The sequence below is a fragment of the Streptomyces sp. NPDC025793 genome (genome assembly GCF_055558375.1).
The window spans coordinates 73,247-90,821 of the sequence record NZ_JBVHMR010000011.1 but is presented as its reverse complement, the minus strand read 5'-3'; the positions used below and the strand labels follow the sequence as shown (position 1 = coordinate 90,821).

14 protein-coding genes and 1 pseudogene are annotated in these 17,575 nt (G+C 68.3%); 6 read left to right on the top strand and 9 right to left on the bottom strand.

The genetic code is table 11. The annotated features are described in order from the left end of the window. Positions 1–12: 12 nt before the first annotated feature. A complete protein-coding gene (locus tag ACZ4MF_RS21900) occupies positions 13–636 on the bottom strand; it encodes a hypothetical protein (protein WP_467493604.1) in 624 nt (207 codons plus the stop codon). A gap of 416 nt (positions 637–1,052) precedes the next feature. Between ACZ4MF_RS21900 and ACZ4MF_RS21895 the strand changes: the two genes are divergently transcribed. Together ACZ4MF_RS21895 and ACZ4MF_RS21890 are read left to right on the top strand one after the other, a co-directional pair. Next, the gene (locus ACZ4MF_RS21895; RefSeq protein ID WP_467493609.1) at positions 1,053–1,400 is read left to right on the top strand and encodes a MarR family winged helix-turn-helix transcriptional regulator; all 348 of its coding nucleotides are present in this window, start codon (positions 1,053–1,055) and stop codon (positions 1,398–1,400) included. Positions 1,401–1,702: 302 nt separating this feature from the next. Then, complete coding sequence (locus ACZ4MF_RS21890; protein WP_467493608.1) at positions 1,703–3,436, top strand: FUSC family protein; 1,734 nt, start codon at positions 1,703–1,705, stop codon at positions 3,434–3,436. Here ACZ4MF_RS21890 and ACZ4MF_RS21885 read toward each other — a convergent pair. The 6 genes and pseudogenes from ACZ4MF_RS21885 to ACZ4MF_RS21860 form a co-directional block, all read right to left on the bottom strand. Then, on the bottom strand, positions 3,433–4,020 hold the full coding sequence (locus ACZ4MF_RS21885; protein WP_467493607.1) for a TetR/AcrR family transcriptional regulator: 588 nt from the start codon (positions 4,018–4,020) through the stop codon (positions 3,433–3,435). The genes ACZ4MF_RS21890 and ACZ4MF_RS21885 overlap by 4 nt on opposite strands. 111 nt (positions 4,021–4,131) lie before the next feature. Next, positions 4,132–5,643 (bottom strand): MFS transporter, encoded by a 1,512-nt coding sequence (locus tag ACZ4MF_RS21880; protein ID WP_467493606.1) that lies wholly within the window; start codon positions 5,641–5,643, stop codon positions 4,132–4,134. A gap of 45 nt (positions 5,644–5,688) precedes the next feature. Beyond that, positions 5,689–7,026 carry an NAD(P)/FAD-dependent oxidoreductase gene (locus ACZ4MF_RS21875; protein WP_467493747.1) on the bottom strand — a complete coding sequence of 446 codons (1,338 nt, stop codon included), beginning with the start codon at positions 7,024–7,026 and terminating at the stop codon, positions 5,689–5,691. 108 nt (positions 7,027–7,134) lie between these two features. Next, positions 7,135–8,082 (bottom strand): annotated as a pseudogene (gene cydB, locus ACZ4MF_RS21870) (cytochrome d ubiquinol oxidase subunit II); the annotation flags it as partial. Positions 8,083–8,103: 21 nt separating this feature from the next. Continuing rightward, positions 8,104–9,639 (bottom strand): cytochrome ubiquinol oxidase subunit I, encoded by a 1,536-nt coding sequence (locus ACZ4MF_RS21865; protein WP_467493605.1) that lies wholly within the window; start codon positions 9,637–9,639, stop codon positions 8,104–8,106. Between the two features lie 147 nt (positions 9,640–9,786). Further along, on the bottom strand, positions 9,787–10,410 hold the full coding sequence (locus tag ACZ4MF_RS21860) for a hypothetical protein (RefSeq protein WP_467493604.1): 624 nt from the start codon (positions 10,408–10,410) through the stop codon (positions 9,787–9,789). Between the two features lie 540 nt (positions 10,411–10,950). Here ACZ4MF_RS21860 and ACZ4MF_RS21855 point away from each other — a divergent pair. Then, positions 10,951–11,271 carry a hypothetical protein gene (locus ACZ4MF_RS21855; protein WP_467493603.1) on the top strand — a complete coding sequence of 107 codons (321 nt, stop codon included), beginning with the start codon at positions 10,951–10,953 and terminating at the stop codon, positions 11,269–11,271. 208 nt (positions 11,272–11,479) lie between these two features. Next, entirely contained in the window at positions 11,480–12,541 is a 1,062-nt protein-coding gene (gene nicT, locus ACZ4MF_RS21850; RefSeq protein WP_467493745.1) for a Nickel transporter NicT, read from the top strand. Here the strand turns inward: nicT and ACZ4MF_RS21845 are convergent. Then, positions 12,438–13,826, bottom strand: coding sequence for an HAD-IC family P-type ATPase (locus tag ACZ4MF_RS21845; protein ID WP_467493744.1), 1,389 nt, complete (start codon positions 13,824–13,826; stop codon positions 12,438–12,440). The genes nicT and ACZ4MF_RS21845 overlap by 104 nt on opposite strands. 477 nt (positions 13,827–14,303) lie before the next feature. Between ACZ4MF_RS21845 and ACZ4MF_RS21840 the strand changes: the two genes are divergently transcribed. Both ACZ4MF_RS21840 and ACZ4MF_RS21835 read left to right on the top strand, forming a co-directional pair. After that, complete coding sequence (locus ACZ4MF_RS21840) at positions 14,304–14,936, top strand: TetR/AcrR family transcriptional regulator (protein WP_467493602.1); 633 nt, start codon at positions 14,304–14,306, stop codon at positions 14,934–14,936. Positions 14,937–15,076: 140 nt separating this feature from the next. Next, complete coding sequence (locus ACZ4MF_RS21835; protein WP_467493601.1) at positions 15,077–15,586, top strand: hypothetical protein; 510 nt, start codon at positions 15,077–15,079, stop codon at positions 15,584–15,586. A gap of 123 nt (positions 15,587–15,709) precedes the next feature. On the opposite strand, the gene ACZ4MF_RS21830 is transcribed toward ACZ4MF_RS21835, so the two are convergent. After that, the gene (locus tag ACZ4MF_RS21830) at positions 15,710–16,813 is read right to left on the bottom strand and encodes an AI-2E family transporter (protein ID WP_467493600.1); all 1,104 of its coding nucleotides are present in this window, start codon (positions 16,811–16,813) and stop codon (positions 15,710–15,712) included. Positions 16,814–17,575: the final 762 nt, after the last annotated feature.

Sequence of the window (17,575 nt, the reverse complement as noted above, 5' to 3'; positions counted from 1 at the left end):
GGGGTCAGCGGGTCAGCTGGCGGCCTGGGCGAGGAGGGGCTTGAGGGCGGGGTGGGCGAGGGCTTCCTCGGCGGTGGGGTCGTCGAGGACTTCCTGGAAGGCGGCGTCGAGCTTCTGGGCCTTGACGACCTGGGGCATGGTGAGGGTGCCCAGGGGGTTGAAGTAGGAGGCGGCCTGCTCCTGGCCGTCCTGGAGGATCTTCTTCAGGCGGGCGGTGGAGTTGCGGACGTTGTCCTCGAAGTCCGGGCGGTCCATGTCGGTCAGGGCGCTCATGCCGCCGGCCTCCTCGACCCACGCGAACAGCCCGTCCCACTCGGTGGTGTGCTGCAGCCAGTCCGCGAAGTGCTCGAAGCCGACGGTCAGGATCGCGTCGTCGACGTAGGGGTCCCACTCGGTCTCGAAGGTGGTGGCCCACAGCAGCATCCTGCCGCCGTCGAAGACCACGTGCCGGGTGTCGCGCAGACCGGTCTTGATGGTCTGCGCCGGGTCCTGGCGGCGCAGCTCCTCCACGAACCGCTGGACCGCCGCCCGGATCTCTTCCTCGTGTCCCGGCTTGATGTGGAAGTAGGTGGCCAGCTCCGAGACGACCCCGTCGGTACGGCCCTTGCCCGCCTTCTTCGTGAGCGTAGCGGTCATGGTTTCCTCCAATAGCACGTATGCGTGAATGCGGTGGCATCTACGGCATCTGCAGATGGTCGCGAGTTCTGCGTTTCCGCGACCCCCTCTGTGAGACAGATCGACTCACAACCCATCTATGAGTCAACTTGTCTCACTATGACCTGGGTCACATGCACGTTGCACCCTCGCGACGTACTGGGGCCGGGCGCTCAGCCGAGCAGCATGTCGACCCCCTCACCGCGCCCTGGCCGAGCTGGTGGCCCAGCACTTCGAGCGCACCTTGCTGGTCCTGTGCGCCACGCTCGCCGGCAAGGCGAGCACACCCTCTCACCGGAAGCGTGCACGTGGCGCTCCGGCCGACGGGTGCAGGCGGAACACCACTGGAAGGCGACTCTCAGCAGCCGGGCGACGGGATGACAAGGACGAGCGAGGCTATGACCACACGGTGCTCGTCGCCCTGTCCGAAGCCCCCGGGCGGACGGTCGCGTGCCCATGAGCTCAGCCACGAGCTGGGCTGGGAGAAGAGCCGCCTCCACCACCAGCTCACCCGCATGTGCAAGCGCGGCCTGGTGGAGCGCCGGAGCGGCGCGTCACGCGCCATGTACGCGGTGATCACGACAGAAGGGCGGACCGCCCTGGAAAGAGCCGCGCCCAGCCATGCCCAGGAGGTGCGGCGCCTGGTCATCGACCGTCTCACAGCGGTGCAGATCGACCATCTCGCTGGGATCTCCCCTGCCGTTCTTGACCATCTGCAAACCGATCACCCGGCTGTCAGCGAGTGACTCGGCAACGGCTCTCGCGCTGATCGGCGGGATGGTGAGAGCCGGTCACGAGCCGACCCGAGTGCTCTCGGCGCGGGCACGACACCAAAGCCAGCCCCTCGGCCACCGCGGACATCGAGATGATCCGTGCCCAGGGCGGTCCATGGTCCCGCAAGCTGACCGTCCTTGTCACGAACCGAGCTGGGCCGTGCTCGACGGGCGCACCGCGGGGCGTTGAAATGAGACCAGCGCTACGGCAACCAGGACCCACTCCCATGGCACCCACAGCAGAGACCCGGCGGTCGCGCCGTCCAGGGACAGCCGTGACCACATGGCTGCGCCGTGCCCTGAGCACAGCGCGCGCGGGGTTTCCGCTCGCCACCGCCCTGCGCGGTGTCGTCGCTCTGGCTCTTCCCCTCCTGCTCGGGCTGTGGACAGGACACATGGTGGCCGTGTTCGCCGGGATCGGTGCCCTGTGGGGTGTGGGGCAGGACGGTTCGTCCCCCTACCGCTTGCGCATGCAGCGACTGCTGGCCGTAGGGCTGGCCAGCGCCCTCGGCCTGCTCATCGGGGAACTGGCGCTGCGCAGTGGGCACACGGCGGCAGTGGCGGGCTGTCTGGTCTCGACCGCTGTGGTCGGGGGACTGATCAGTCTGCGTGGCCCCGTTCTCTCCGTGACCGGCATGCACGTGCTCCTCGGAACCACCGTCGGCAGCGGCATCGCCCTGTCCGGATCATGGTGGCAGCCGCCCCTGGCGCTGCTGTCCGGAGTGCTCCTGGTCACCTTCTTGTCCACGAGCCCGTGGCTGTGGCGGCGGCACCGGATCGAGTCCGACTCCGTGCGCGCCGTGTACCGCACCGCCGCGCAGGCGCTGACGGCCGTCGGCACCCCGCACGCCGAGGCCGCACGACGCTCCATGACGCTGGCGCTCAACGACGCGCACGACGTCATGGCTCCCGACCTGGCGGCCGCAACCCGCCATAGGCCGGAAGATCCCGACACCAGTCGACTGCTCGACGCTCTGCGCCTCGCCGTTCGCCTCGGCGAGGTGGTGTCGGCGCTCGTGTGGGAGGGACGCCGCCTCCCGCCCGGCGTGGCCGACCTCCCATCGAAGATGGCCGAGCGCCTGCTTCCCGCAGGGAGGAGCACCGCCACCGGGCAGGGCCTCCTGCCGGCCGAGAAGGCGGTACCCGAGAGCTACCTGCGCTCACCCGCGGTACGAGCCCTCGTGGAACTGTGCGGGACAGCCGACGCGGAAGCCGGCGCGGATGTGGTCCTCTCGGCGCCGGCACGCCCGCGCCCGGGTCGGACCGTCCGTCAGCGGTACGCCGTTCTGCTCTCTGCCTGTGTCCTCGTCGCCTACATCAGTGCCGTCCTGCTGCATGGCCCACGAGGGTACTGGCTGCCCATGACCGTGGCCTTCATCTACAAGCCTGACTTCGGCCCCGTCCTGCGCCGGGCGGTGCATCGCTGCGTCGGCACGGTCGTCGGCGTCGCCGCGATCGGTGCGGTTGCCCTGCTGACCGGCAACACCCCGTACGCACTCGTCGGGACGGTGGCGGTCTTCGGCGCGCTCATGGCAGTAGGCGTCCGCCATCACTATGCCGTCGCCACCACCGGTCTGACCGGGATCGTCTTCGTCCTCGTCGATCTGCTCGGAGACCACCGGACGCTGTACGGCACCCGCATTTTGGACACCACCCTGGCCGCGGCCATCGTGCTGGTGGCGAACTTCCTGGTGTGGCCGGACTCCGCCGGCAGTTGGGCCGCGGCGCAGACCGAAGCCGCTCTGATCGCCGTCCGCCGCTACCGCGACCTGGCGCCGAACGCCACGTCCGCCCAGCGTCAGACACTGCGCCGCGCCGCCTACCGCCGCCTGGCCGACGCCCGGCGCGCGGCGGCTCAGGCCCGCGCCGAACCTCTCCCGCCCAAGCGCACCCTTCCGGACTGGGAGGCAACGATCACGGCCGCCGAGCAGGTCTGCGACGCCGTGACGGCCGAGATCCTGGCCGACACCGCAGGCTCCGGAGGAGATCATGCGCCGGGCAGTGCCTAGGCCCAGGCCCGCAGAGCGGCATCCACGACGATCTCCACCGTGTCACGCCCCAGACGGTTCCCGGCGATGAAGCGCTCGAAGAACAGGGGGCCGACCGTGGCCATGGCCATGGTCTCAGGCGTGACGTCGGACCGGAGCTGGCCGCGTTCGACGGCCGCGGCAACAGCGGGACGCACGGCATCGGCGATCTGGGCCATCAGCGTCTGCCGGAGGTGACGCATGCCTTCGTCGTTCCGTGAGCCACCGATGACCGCGACAAGAACGGCACCGGTGTTCTCGTCGTCCAGCCGCTCGGCGAGGACGCCCAGGTTGTGGATGAGCTCGGCTCGCGGATCGTGACCCGAAGCGGCCCGAATCTCCTCGGGCACCGGGGGCAGTGGGGGCATGCCGGCCTCCAGCGCGGCCAGGCGAAGCTCGAGAAGGCCGGGCCAGTGCCGGTAGACCGTGGCCCTGCCGACGCCGGCACGGGCGGCGACCGCTTGATGCGTCACGGCCTCCAGCCCGCCTTCCGTGAGCAACTCGGTAGCCGCCGCGACCATGGCCTCGCGACTGCGCAACAGACGCGGATCAGTTCTGACGTGCATCTACTCCACCTTTCTGTGGGACAACGCGTCTTACAGCATCACTATGAGTCATCTTGTCTCATAGTAGCGGAAGAGAGAAGCCCCAGACCCGTACGACTCCCGCGGTGTGCGTCACATGTGAACGGCGGGTGCGGCGCTCTCGTCGTGCTGCGGCACGCCACGGCGGTACAGCAGTACGGTCACCATCAGACCTACCACGAAGACGGCCGCCGACCACCAGTAGGCCGTGGAGTAGCCCTCGAGACCGGCCTGCGCCAGGACGCCGGGGTCCTTGGGGTTACGGCCGGAGAGGTAGTTGGTGGCGGCGTCGGAGGCCATCGTGCTGAGCAGGGCGACGCCGATGGACCCACCCACCTGCTGGACGGTGTTGACGGCGGCGGACGCGACTCCGGCATCGGCCGCGGCTACACCGGAGGTGGCCAGGCTCATCGCGGGCGCGATCACCGTACCCAGTCCGATGCCGACGAGCACCAGTTGGGGCAGCACCTGCGTCATGTATCCGCTGCCCAGGTCCAGCGTGGTCATCCACACCAGGCCGGCGGCCGCGATGGCCATCCCCAGCGGAACCACCGGCTTGGGACCTATGCGCCGCACCAGGACGTTGTTGGCCACCGCGGAGGCGGACGACGACGCCACGATCATGGGCAGGAAGGCGAAGCCCGTCTTCAGGGCGCTGTAACCGAGGCTCTGCTGCAGGTAGTAGGTGAGGAACAGGAACACGCCGAACATGCCCGCGCCGGTGACGAAGAGGGCGGCGAAGGAGGCACCGCGGTTGCGGTCCAGCAGGACTCGCAGGGGCAACAGCGGATACGCCGCCCTGGTCTGCCACCACACGAAGACGGCAACCAGTACGGCTCCGGCCGCCAGCATGCCCCAGGTCGCCGGCGAACCCCAGCCGTGCGTCTCGGCGTTCGAGAACCCGTAGACCAGGCAGAACAGGCCGATGGAGACCAGCGCAGTGCCGAGGACATCGAGCTTGGAGGACGTGTCGCGCGGCGTGCGGTGCAGCAGAGCGGCCCCACCAACGAACGCCACCCCCGCGAAGACCACGTTGACGTACATGGTCCAGCGCCAGTCGAAGTACTGGGTCAATACCCCACCGAGGATCAGGCCGATGGCTCCGCCGGCTCCGGCGATCGAGCCCGCGACGGTGAAGGCCTTCGCCCGCTCGCGCGGATCGGTGAAGGTGGTCATCAGGAGCGACAGCGCGGACGGGGCCAGCAGGGCGGCGAACAGGCCTTGGACGGCGCGGGCGATGACGAGCATGGCGAACCCGTTCGCCGCGCCTCCCACCATGGAGGCGGCCGCGAAGCCGGCCAGACCCACCAGGAACGTCACCTTCTGACCGACCAGGTCCGCGACCCGGCCGCCGAGCAGCAGCAGGCTGCCGAAGGCCAGCGCATAGGCGGTGACCACCCACTGCCGGTCGGCGTCCGAGAAGCCGAGGTCGTGCTGGGCGGACGGCAGGGCGATGTTCACGATGGTGCCGTCGAGGACGCCCATCAGCATGGACAGGGAGATGACCAGCAGGATCCACCAGCGGCGCTGGTGCGACGGGTCGACAGGCGCATTCTCAGGTGCGGCCTCGGCGCCGCGAGCGGCGGAGATGGCGTTCTGGGACATAGGGACAGCCCTCCAGACAAGGACGGACACAAAGGGGGGAAGGGATCAGGTACGGCTGCGGGGCGGCGTGGCCGCTTCGGTGAACGGGTCGCGCGGGTGCTCCAGTTCGATGAGGCCGACGGTGTCCCGCTTGAGCAGGGAGGCCAGGAACCAGTCCACGAACACGCGTATCTTGCGGTTCGGCGTCGGGACACGACTGCCGTGGTAGAGCCGGTGGAACCACCACGCCGGCCGTCCCTTGAGCTTGAGCTTGTTGAACAGGATCGCGACGCCTTTGTGGAGGCCGAGGCCGGCCACCGCGCCGAGGTTCTTGTGCCGGTACTCCTTCACCGGTCGTCCGCGCAGAGCCGCGAGCACGTTGTCGGCCAGCACCGGGGCCTGTCGTACGGCGTGCTGCGCGTTGGGCGGGCACCACGCGCCCTCTTCGCCGGCCAGGTCGGGGACCTGGGCGTTGTCGCCTGCGGCCCACACGTGATCGAAATCCCTGACCTGCAGCGTGGGCAGGGTGTCGACGTGGCCGCGCGGGCCGAGCGGCAGGCCGAAGTGGGCCAGGGCGGGGTTGGGGCGGACGCCGGCGGTCCACACGATCGTCGAGGCGTCTGTCTCGACTCCGTTCGCCAGTACCACGTGCTGGTCGGCGCAGGACTCCATGGAGGTCTCGAGGTACACCTCGATGCCGCGTGCCTGAAGCTTCTCCATCGTCCAGACGCCGAGGTCGGCACCCATCTCGGGCAGGATGCGACCGGCGGCCTCGACCAGGATGAAGCGCATGTCCTCCCTACTGACATTGCGGTAGTTACCGGCGGCGTCGCGGGCCATGTCCTCGACCTCCGCGATGGTCTCCACGCCGGCGAAGCCTCCCCCTACGAAGACGAAGGTCAGCGCCTTGCGCTTCACCGTCTCGTCCGACGTCGAGTCCGCCCGGTCGAGCTGGGCCAGGACGTGGTTGCGCAGGCTGATGGCCTCCTCGACCGACTTCATGCCGGTGGCGTGCTCGGCCAGGCCGGGGATCGGGAAGGTGCGGGAGACCGAGCCGAGCGCGACGACCAGGTGGTCGAAGGACAGTTCGAGCGTGTCACCCGCCGCGGTGCTGACGTGGGCGACCTTGTCCGCCTGGTCGACGGAGACGACGTGGCCGGTGACCACCTCCGCACCGGTCAGAACGCCGCGCAGCGAGGCGACCAGGTTGCGCGGGGCCACGTTGCCGGCTGCCGCCTCCGGGAGGAAGGGCAGGTAGGTCATGTACGAGCGGGGGTCCACGACCGTGACGGTCGCCTCGCCGCGGCGCAGCTTCTTCAGCAGGCGCATCGCGGTATAGAGGCCGACGTAGCCGCCGCCGGCGATGAGGATGCGCGGCCTGTCCGGGACAGGGGCAAGGGTCACGACGGTTCCCTGTGCGTGAGACGGGACGTGAGAGCGTGCGGGAGCGGATCCGGATGAGTCGGCCCGCGGGATGTGCTGGGTGCCGATGCGCTTGCGGAACACCCAGTACGTCCAGGCCTGGTAGCCCATGACCAGCGGCGCGAAGACGGCGCCCACCCACGTCATGATCCCCAGCGTGTACGCCGAGGAGGACGCGTTGGTGACGGTCAGACTCCAGGCCGGGTTCAGCGTGGAGGGCATGACGTCGGGATAGAGCGTCAGGAACAACGTGGCTGCCATGGCCGCCACCGTGGCCGCGGAGAAGGTGAACGCCCATCCCTCCCGGCGAACCCTGGTACAAGCGAGTGCGATGCCCCAGGCCACCAGCGCGACGACCACCGTTGCCAAGCTGCGGCCGTTGCCCCGGTCCCCTTGCGTCCAGAGCAAGAAGGACGCGGCGGGCGCGGCTGCCAGAACGCCGAGCCTGAGGGCGAGTGTTCGGGCACGGTCACGGATGTCGCCGACCGTCTTGAGCGCGACGAACACCGCTCCGTGGACGGTGAAGACCGCCAGCAGGGTCACCGCGCCGAGCAGCGCGTACGGGTGGAACAGGCCGCTCAGGCCACCGGTGTAGACGTGCCGCCGGTCGATGGCCACGCCGTGGACGATGTTGGCGAAGACCAGCCCCCACAGCAGCGGCGCCAGCAGCGAGCACCAGAAGATGGCGTGCTCCCAGTTCCGTTTCCAGCGGACGCTGTCGCGCTTGGCGCGGTACTCGAAACCCACGGCCCGCACGATCAGGCAGACGAGGACGGCGAACAGCAGAAGGTCGAAGCCGCTGAACAGGGTGGCGTACCAGCCGGGGAAGGCGGCGAAGGTCGCAGCGCCGGCCGCGATCATCCAGACCTCGTTGCCGTCCCAGACGGGCCCGATGGTGTTGAGCAGCACGCGGCGTTCGGGCTCGTCACGGGCGAGGAGCTTGGTGAGCACGCCGACGCCGAAGTCGAAGCCCTCCAGGACGAAGTAGCCCGTCCAGAAGAAGGCGATGAGCAGGAACCAGAAGTCGTGGAGGTGCATGGCGAAAGTCCTGACGGCTGGTCAGTAGGCGAACGTGAGGATCTTGTCGTCGTCCTCGGCGGAGGACGGACCGCGCAACCGGGGGTCACGCTGCGGCGGCTGCTCGTCGAGCCGGGGCCCGGCCGTGGCGTACTTGACCATCAGCTTGACTTCAATGACGGCGAGGACTCCGTACAGGAAGGTGAAACCGATCAAGGTGGTGAGCATCTCCCCGGCACTCACCCCCGGTGACACGGCGTCCGAGGTGCGCATCAGGCCGTAGACCACCCACGGTTGGCGGCCCGTTTCCGTGAAGATCCATCCGAAGGAGTTCGCGATCAGCGGGAATCCCAGGGTCCAGACGGCGGCCCGCCAGGCCCACTTGGTCAGCACCGGCCCGACGGCCCGGTTCTTTGTGAGCACCAGGTGCGGGACCTCGTCCGGCCGGGTGACGAAGTGCGGGGCGATCCAGCGCCGGTTGCGGGTCAGCCACAGCCCGGCCACGCCGATGGCGACGGAGGCCATCCCGAATGTGATCATGAAGCGGTACGACCAGTACTCCAGCGGGACGTTGGGAAGGTAGTCCCCCGGGGCGCCGCCGTATTGCGCCGCCATGGCCGACGCCGCGTTGTTGATGCCGGTGACGGGAGTGTGCGGGTCGCTGTGGGCGAGGAACGACAGCACGTACGGGATGTCGATGTCGACGGAGTTCTGGTGCTTGCCCACGTTCGGGACGGCGAACAGCGAGAACGGGGCGTTCGCCGCGGTGTTCCACAGACCTTCACCGGCGGCCATCTTCAACGGCTGCTGGTCGACCATCAGTTTGCCGAGGGCGTCGGCGTCGAGGACGGTGGCGAAGCCCGCGACGGCGAGCACGGCGAGGCCGACCCGCAGGGAGGTCCGTATGACGCTGATCCGTCCCGCCTCCACCACGCCGCCCCCGGCCTGCGTGCGCTTCGCGCGCCACAGGTGCCAGGCGGCGATGCCGGTCACGAGCGCTCCCCCGGTGACGAAAGCGGCAGTGAGCGCGTGCAGGGCGGCGAACACCGCCGTGGGCTGCAGGAGCACTTCGGCGAAGTCGGTCAGCCGGGGTCGGCCGTGGTCCATCCGGTAGCCGACCGGGTGCTGCATCCACGAGTTCGCCGCCAGGATGAAGTACGCCGACAGCACAGTGCCGAGGGACACCATCCAGATGCAGAACAGGTGCAGGCGGCGGGGAAGCCTGTCCCAGCCGAACATCCACAACCCGATGAAGGTGGATTCGAAGAAGAAGGCGATGATCGCCTCCATCGCCAGCGGCGCCCCGAAGATGTCGCCCACGAAGCGGGAGTACGCCGACCAGTTCATGCCGAACTGGAACTCCTGGACGATGCCGGTGACCACGCCCATCACCATGTTGATCAGGAAGAGCTTCCCCCAGAACTTGGTGGCGTGAAAATACTTGTCCTGCTTCGTGCGCACCCACGCCGTCTCCAGCCCGGCCGTGATGCCGGCCAGGCTGATCGTCAGCGGCACGAAGAGATAGTGGTAGACGGTGGTGATTCCGAACTGCCAGCGGGCTATCACGTCAGGCGACATGGGCGTAGGTACTCCCTCTCCAGGGAATCCCGCCAGGCGACTTTGTGAAAGTGAATACATTCACAAAGTCGCCTGCGGTGAGCGATCGAGGTCCTGGGAGGAAGCGGGAATGGTCGCTCCCTCCCAGGGGTGTGGGGGGTCAGCGGGTCAGCTGGCGGCCTGGGCGAGGAGGGGCTTGAGGGCGGGGTGGGCGAGGGCTTCCTCGGCGGTGGGGTCGTCGAGGACTTCCTGGAAGGCGGCGTCGAGCTTCTGGGCCTTGACGACCTGGGGCATGGTGAGGGTGCCCAGGGGGTTGAAGTAGGAGGCGGCCTGCTCCTGGCCGTCCTGGAGGATCTTCTTCAGGCGGGCGGTGGAGTTGCGGACGTTGTCCTCGAAGTCCGGGCGGTCCATGTCGGTCAGGGCGCTCATGCCGCCGGCCTCCTCGACCCACGCGAACAGCCCGTCCCACTCGGTGGTGTGCTGCAGCCAGTCCGCGAAGTGCTCGAAGCCGACGGTCAGGATCGCGTCGTCGACGTAGGGGTCCCACTCGGTCTCGAAGGTGGTGGCCCACAGCAGCATCCTGCCGCCGTCGAAGACCACGTGCCGGGTGTCGCGCAGACCGGTCTTGATGGTCTGCGCCGGGTCCTGGCGGCGCAGCTCCTCCACGAACCGCTGGACCGCCGCCCGGATCTCTTCCTCGTGTCCCGGCTTGATGTGGAAGTAGGTGGCCAGCTCCGAGACGACCCCGTCGGTACGGCCCTTGCCCGCCTTCTTCGTGAGCGTAGCGGTCATGGTTTCCTCCAATAGCACGTATGCGTGAATGCGGTGGCATCTACGGCATCTGCAGATGGTCGCGAGTTCTGCGTTTCCGCGACCCCCTCTGTGAGACAGATTGACTCACAACCCATCTATGAGTCAACTTGTCTCACTATGATCTGGGTCACAAACCCTTCCAGCCCCCCATCCGGGACCATCGACCACGTTCGACATTTCCGTACGCCGTATGGTACGAATTATCTCGATTCCATACGACGTATGGAACATTTAGCAGCGCCGCCGTATCTGTGGCCTGCGTCGACCGTCGGCCGCCGGCCGACCCCCACAAGGGGTAGATCACGCCGTTGCGGCCTCGACTACCGAGGCGCATCCATCACTCGCACCAGCAATCGCTGGGAGCGGACTGCGCCCGCTGAAGGGAAAACCATGAGGAAGCTCACGAAGCGCTTCGCTCTCGCTGCCGCATCCACCGCGGTCGCGGGTGGAGCCGTTCTCGGTGCCGGTGGCTCCGCCTCGGCCGCGACGCCTGTATCCGAGCATGTCCAGCACTCAGCCGTGAGTGCCAAGACCGACGGCCACCGCTGGCACCGCGACGTCTCCTACCGGCACGACCACGAGCACAAGTACTGCCGGGACGACTACCGCGGCCGACAGCGCAACGACGGGGACAGGTACACCCGTTGGGACCGGTACGACCGCCACGTTCGCTACTGCAGTGGGGACGACGAGTACCGCGGCTGGAAGCACGACAGGACGTACCGGTACGACCACGACTGGAACCGGTACGGCCGCAGCTCGTATCGGAACGACCACGGCTCCTTTCGGAACGACGGCGACTGGAACCGCTACGGCCACGACGGGAACCGCAACCAGTGACGCTGACGCCGCTTGCGCTGCGGACTCAGCCGCGCCCGTAGCTTGACGCTTGAGTCGCCCGGTGGACGGGAGCAGGCCCAACCAGCCCTTTCTCGCCCACCGGGCGCCTCCCGGCCTGTCCCGTAGAAACGAAGGAAGACCACACATGACAGCCCCACGCACGGCTACCAGCGGATCCCCCTCCCGCTGGCGCCACAGGTCCGGCTCGATGAGCCGCGCCGAGTGGGGCCGCGTCGCCGGAATGGCCGCCTTCGTCATCGGACTCCACGTCATCGGGTGGTTCACGCTTGTCGCGATCGTTGCGCCGGAGCACTACAGCCTGGGCACCAAAGGCTTCGGAATCGGCATCGGAGTGAGCGCGTACACCCTCGGCATGCGGCACGCCTTCGACGCCGACCACATCGCGGCGATCGACAACACCACTCGGAAACTGATGGAGGAGGGCCGACGTCCCCTGTCGGTCGGCTTCTGGTTCTCCCTGGGGCACTCCAGCATCGTGTTCTTCCTGGCGCTCTTGCTCTGCCTGGGCATCAAAGCCCTCGCCGGACCGGTGCGGGACGACAACTCCGAGCTGCACCACGTCACCCAGCTGATCGGTACGACCGTCTCCGGGACGTTCCTCTACATCATCGCCATCATCAACAGCGTCATTCTGGCGGGTATTTGGGCGATTTTCCGGCAGATGCGCTCGGGCCACCTCGACGAGGCCGCACTGGAGCAGCAGCTCGACAATCGTGGCCTCATGAACCGCCTGCTGGGACGAGTGATGAAGTCGATCACCAGGCCTTGGCAGATGTATCCGCTCGGCCTTCTGTTCGGTCTCGGCTTCGACACCGCCACGGAGGTCGCGCTGCTGGTGCTGGCAGGCTCTGGAGCGGCCTCCGGGCTGCCCTGGTACGCCATTCTCTGCCTGCCGGTACTCTTCGCGGCCGAGATGAGTCTGCTGGACACCATCGACGGTTGTTTCATGAACTTCGCCTACGGCTGGGCCTTTTCCAAGCCGGTGCGCAAGGTCTACTACAACCTCGTCATCACGGGCCTGTCCGTCGCCGTCGCGCTGATCATCGGCACTGCCGAGCTGCTGGGCCTGCTCGCCGACAAGGCCGGCCTGCACGGCGCGTTCTGGGACTGGGTCGGCGGCCTGGACCTCAACATCATCGGCTTCGTCATCGTCGGCCTCTTCTTCGCCACGTGGGCCACTGCCCTGGCCGTGTGGAAGTTCGGCCGGATCGAGGAGAAGTGGAGCGCTGGGCTGCGGCAGGCCGACTGACAGCGGTAGTGCCCTTCCCCATTGCCCGCCCGTGCCGCTCCTGGCGGCACGGGCGGGCGCAGCTGCAACGGTGCTGGGGACCGACCGCGTCGTCAGGCCCAGGCGATGGCGTCCTCAACAGGGACGCGGGGCAGCCTCGGGAACCACGGGTCGGCACCGGGATGACCGATGTTGACCACCAGATGTGAACGCCAGCTGGTACCCGTGAAGAACTCCTCGACCACGCCGGCCCTGTCGAAGCCGGCCATGGGGCCGGCCGATAGGCCCGCCGCGCGCACCGCGAGCAGAAAGACCCCAGTCTGCAGTGCGGAGGTTCATCCGTTCCGGTGCGTGGGTGCGGCGAAGACACCGACTTCGAAACCGCCCTCACCGGCCTCGCGGCGAGAGAGACCATTGACATGCCTTTGATGATCAGCACGATGTCACCGGAGGTGTCCGTGACCGTGACGGACACCATCCGCCGCTCATGGTCGAAGGGCAGCACGCCGTCGCGCTTCCACTCGCTGAGCACCGGGCGCTGGGCGGCTGCGGCCGGGGAGTCCCACAGCGTGGCGTCGAGCGGGTTCCCGCCCACGGGCCGACCCTGGTCGTCCACGTCCGCCTCGGTGCACAGCAGGCCCAGGCGCAGCACCTCCCCCGCCGGGACGTCGACGAACGGGACGGCTCGCATGAAGTCGATGCGGCCCTGGGTCAGGGTGCCGGTCTTGTCGGTGAAAAGGACCTCGACGTCGCCGAGGTCCCCGATGCACACCAGCCGCTTGACCAGCACCTTGCGCCGGCTCATCCGCCGGGAGCCCGCGGCCAGGCTGGTGGAGACCACGGCGGGCAACAGCCGTGGGGTGATGCCCACCGCTATGGCCAGTGAGAACAGCAGGGCGTCGATCAGCGGCTTGTGCAGGAGCACGTTGATGATGAAGATCGAGGTGGTCAGCGCGCCCGCGACGTACACCAGGAGCATGGAGAACCGGCGCGGCCCCACCTGGAACTCGGTCTCCAGCTGGTGCCCGCTCAGCCCGGCGGCGATCTTCCCGAACTCGGCCTCGGCACCGGTGGCGACCACGACACCGCGGCCGCTTCCCGAGTGCACCACGGTCCCCGACAGGGCGCAGCCGGACAGGTCCGCCAATGCCGTCCCGGCCGGCACGGCGGGGGTGTCCTTCGCGAGCGGCAACGACTCGCCGGTCAGCACCGACTCGCCGCACTCCAGCCCCGCGGTCGCGAGCAGCCGCAGATCCGCGGGCACGATGTCACCCAGCCGCAGCTCGACCACGTCACCCGGGACCAGAGCGGTCCGACGACAGGCCGTCGCCGGGCACCCCGAGCTCGCCGAGGACCTTCGCAGAGGTACGGGTGGCCGCGGAAGCGACGCGCCCCGCGGCCACCGGCCGCACCGGCAGGGTGGCCGTCACGATCGGTGACCACTCCACAGGCCCCCGTCCACCCGCACAGCCAGACCCGTCACCGAGTGGCTGGAGGTGACCATCGGGCTGGGGCGCGGCTGCAACGGGAATGCTGGTGCCATCACAGAGCCAGTTTCTGTTGTCGCTCGATGGAGGCGGTGGCTTCCGCGGTGGTCCCTGGCACATGAGGCATTCTCGAGACGCGAACCTCTGCCCGGTGCAGGCGCCGCCTGGATACCAGCGCCTCGTCGGCCGTGCACGGCATGTGATCGAAGCCATTTCCATACAGTGCATGAAACTGATGCCGTACGAGATATGGAAAAGAAGGTGAGGCGCCCCCGCGCGGAACGAGGAAGAGGGACGTGCCTCTGACCGAGGCCGGAATCTACGCCGCCGTCCTACGGCTCATCGACGAGGACGGGGGCGAGGCGCTCACCATGCGCAAACTCGCCACCGAACTCGACGCGAACCCCATGTCGCTGTACCACCACGTGCCCAACAAGGAGGCCGTGCTGCGCGGCGTGGCGAGAACGGTCGGTGCACAGTTCCGCACCGTGTCGCTTCAGGATGCCCCCTGGCAGGAACGCATCCGCCTGCTCGCCACGGATTTCCGGACGCTGGCACACCGCCATCCCAACCTGATGGCCTATCCGTTCAGTCACCAGCCGGACTTCATCCGGCCCGACGACCCGTTCTGGACCACGCTCACCGCGATCACGACCGCCGCAGGGGTGCCACCGTCAGAGGTCCCCGAGATCGCCGCTCTCATGGCCGCTGTCGTCATCGGTGTCCTCAACGCCGAACTCAACGGCTCACTCGACCAGTGGTCGAACCTCACACCCTCCGGCATCGGTTCCGGTGAGGACGAGGCCACCTTCGCCGACCGGGCAGGCCCCGACCAGGACCGCATGTTCCGGCTGGTGGTGGACACGCTCATCGCCGGCCTGGAGAGCCGGCTCGCCACCGGTCGTAACGGCCGGAGCAACGGCCACTGAGTCCGGGTTTCAAGGCGTTAGGCCCTGACGCGTCTGTGTGCGGGCGAGTTCGGGCCGCGCTGCGACGCTGCAACACACAGGGAGCAGCCCATCGCCTCCGGAAAGACCATCCCACTCCAGCCGCTGTCCCCGCGCGGTGTGTGTTGTGGCTGGGCCGGGCGACCGATCTGTGGCCCAAGACAGCGCTCAGCGTCATCACGGCGACGGCCGCGCCGGGTCTGATCCTGCTGACCCTGGGCAGAGCCGACCTGGTGGTGTGCACCGTCGGCGGATCCACGTGCGCCCTTTTCGGGCACGGCCTTGACACCCTCACGGGTTGCGCATTCGGGCTGCTTGTCGCCATCGCGATCGCTGACCGCCGGGCAGTCGACCGCGCCCAGAGCGCCCTGGCGGCGGTGGACGCGGCCCATGAGACGGCCGCGCGGTTGATGGACCGGTCCACCGCCCCCGATCTCGCCGGTCTTGTCCGCGCTCGTTGCCGTCTGGGGAGCGCCTTGGCCGATTTGTGCGAAGCCGCTGAAGCGGCCTCCGGCGAGTTGCGGCGCCACGCCCCGGCCCTGCCCGAAGAGCGCATCGCCACCGCCGAGCACGAGAGCCGCAAGATGCTGACGCTGCTGTCCGGGTCACTCTCTGTGGGGCGATGCCGATGATCGACGCCGTCAGTGAGGAGGGCTTGCGCGACGGCGCGATCGGTTGGGCCCGTCACCGGCCCAGCCGCTGGCACGTCGCCATTTCCTGAGCCCACAGACCCCCGGCCGGATTCCGTACTGCGGTCATTCGGCTGCGTCGGACCGGTCGGGGTTCGCGGGGCTGTTGTCTGGCCGCATCGGCAGCCCCAGCCGCCGACCGCCGCGGTGAGCCCAGATGTCACCGAGGATGACTTGGATGATGCCGGTGACGGGAATCGCCAGCAGAGCACCGAGTATCCCGGCGACTTCGGCGGCGATCAGGATGGCCAGCAGCACGGTGAGGGGGTTGAGTTTGACCGTGCGAGACAGGATGACCGGTTGCAGGAGGTGGTTTTCGGCCTGCTGATAGACGATGAAGAAGACGATGGCTCCGATGCCGGCCGGCAAGGAATGAACGAACGCTACTGAGGAGGCGACGACAGCCCCTATGGTGGCCCCCACCAAGGGAATGAGGTCGGTCACGGCGACGAAGAGGGCCAGCAGGCCGGCGAACGGCACTCCGGAAACCAGCAGCACCACGTAGGTCAGGAGCCCGCAGATGACGCTGATGAGCAAGTTTCCGGTCAAGTAGCCGTTGACAGTACGGGCGCACGAGGCTCCGACGCGGCGTATGCGGGCTGCGGGCGCCTCGTCCACGAGTGCCAGGGATCGATCTATGGTCTTGGGGCCCTCCAACACCATCAGATAGGCCAGGACAAAAATGGTGAGAGCGCCCGTCACGGTGGTCGTAGCACTGCGGATGAACCTCAAGGCAGGTCTGCTCAGCCCGGTGGCGAACGCGCGAATTTGCGCCTGATGTCGCTGGACATACCGCAGTGCGTGGATCCGTTCCAGCAGGGTACCGACTGGCCCGCGGCCGGCCCGGGCGTCCCTGATCATCACGGGCAGACGACCGGCGAACCGGCTTCCCTCGTGAGCCAGGGGGATGACGAACAGGGCGACCACCGCGCCGACGGCCGCGGCCGCGGCCAGAAAGACCAGCAAGGTGGCCACCGACCGTCGGCACCGCGGCACCCGTCGCTGCAGCGCCTCGACCGCGGGATGCAGGGAGACGGCCAGGAACAATGCGATGACCGCCCAGATCAAGACCCGACGAGCCTGCACCACCAACTCGAGTACGACGTAGGTGGCGAGCACCAGACCGATGGTGGCGAGGATGGTTCGCACCGGAACCGGACGCGTCGCCATGGGTACTGGGTGCCCAGCCGCAGTCTCGGGAAACGAGGAGGGCTCCTCACCCGGAGAGACGTGATCTCCCTGCGTTGTCACACATGCCGGCCTCTGCCACGGGCTGCGTCAAGTCGCCGCCAGCCGACATGGGAGCAGGTGAACACAACCAGCGGATCCCTCGGCCGTCCCCCATGGATCGCCGCCGAGGCGACCGTGACCGGCTACGGCGGCTGACACCGATCGCCGGAAGGCCGGTCACGCCTTTCGCGCTGGCCGCCTCGATCGGCTGGCGCTGGAGAAGGCCCCGAGTTCTCCTCATGTACGCCGCGGCTGAAGTGGGCACCACGGTGGGAGATCGTCCCCATGATTGGTCGGCACCCGAACGTCTCGACCGAGCAGGCCGCGGAGCACTTCAAGGGCTTGCCGCCCATCACCCCAGGCGCTGGCCTGGTGGCTGATGCCGTGCAGTGGGAGCGGCAGCGAACCCTCTGTGCGAGCGTGCTTCCGTGGCTCATCCACATCCTGATCCGTGGGCCGTCCGACCCCGGGGCACGCGGGAGGGGTGAGGCGTGGGCCCGGCGGCGGTGGACGCGTTGCGGGGACCCGTCCAAGACACGGTGGATCAACGACGGTGGCGGGTCGACCACCTACGTCCCAGGCGCGGATGCGCAGGCCCCGCTGCAATCTGGTGCCGTAGGCCGCAGCTGTCGAAGGAAGTGTCGTGGCGGCGGTGGCCACACGTGGGATCGGCGGAGCGTCGGCCCGGTGGGGGACGGCGCC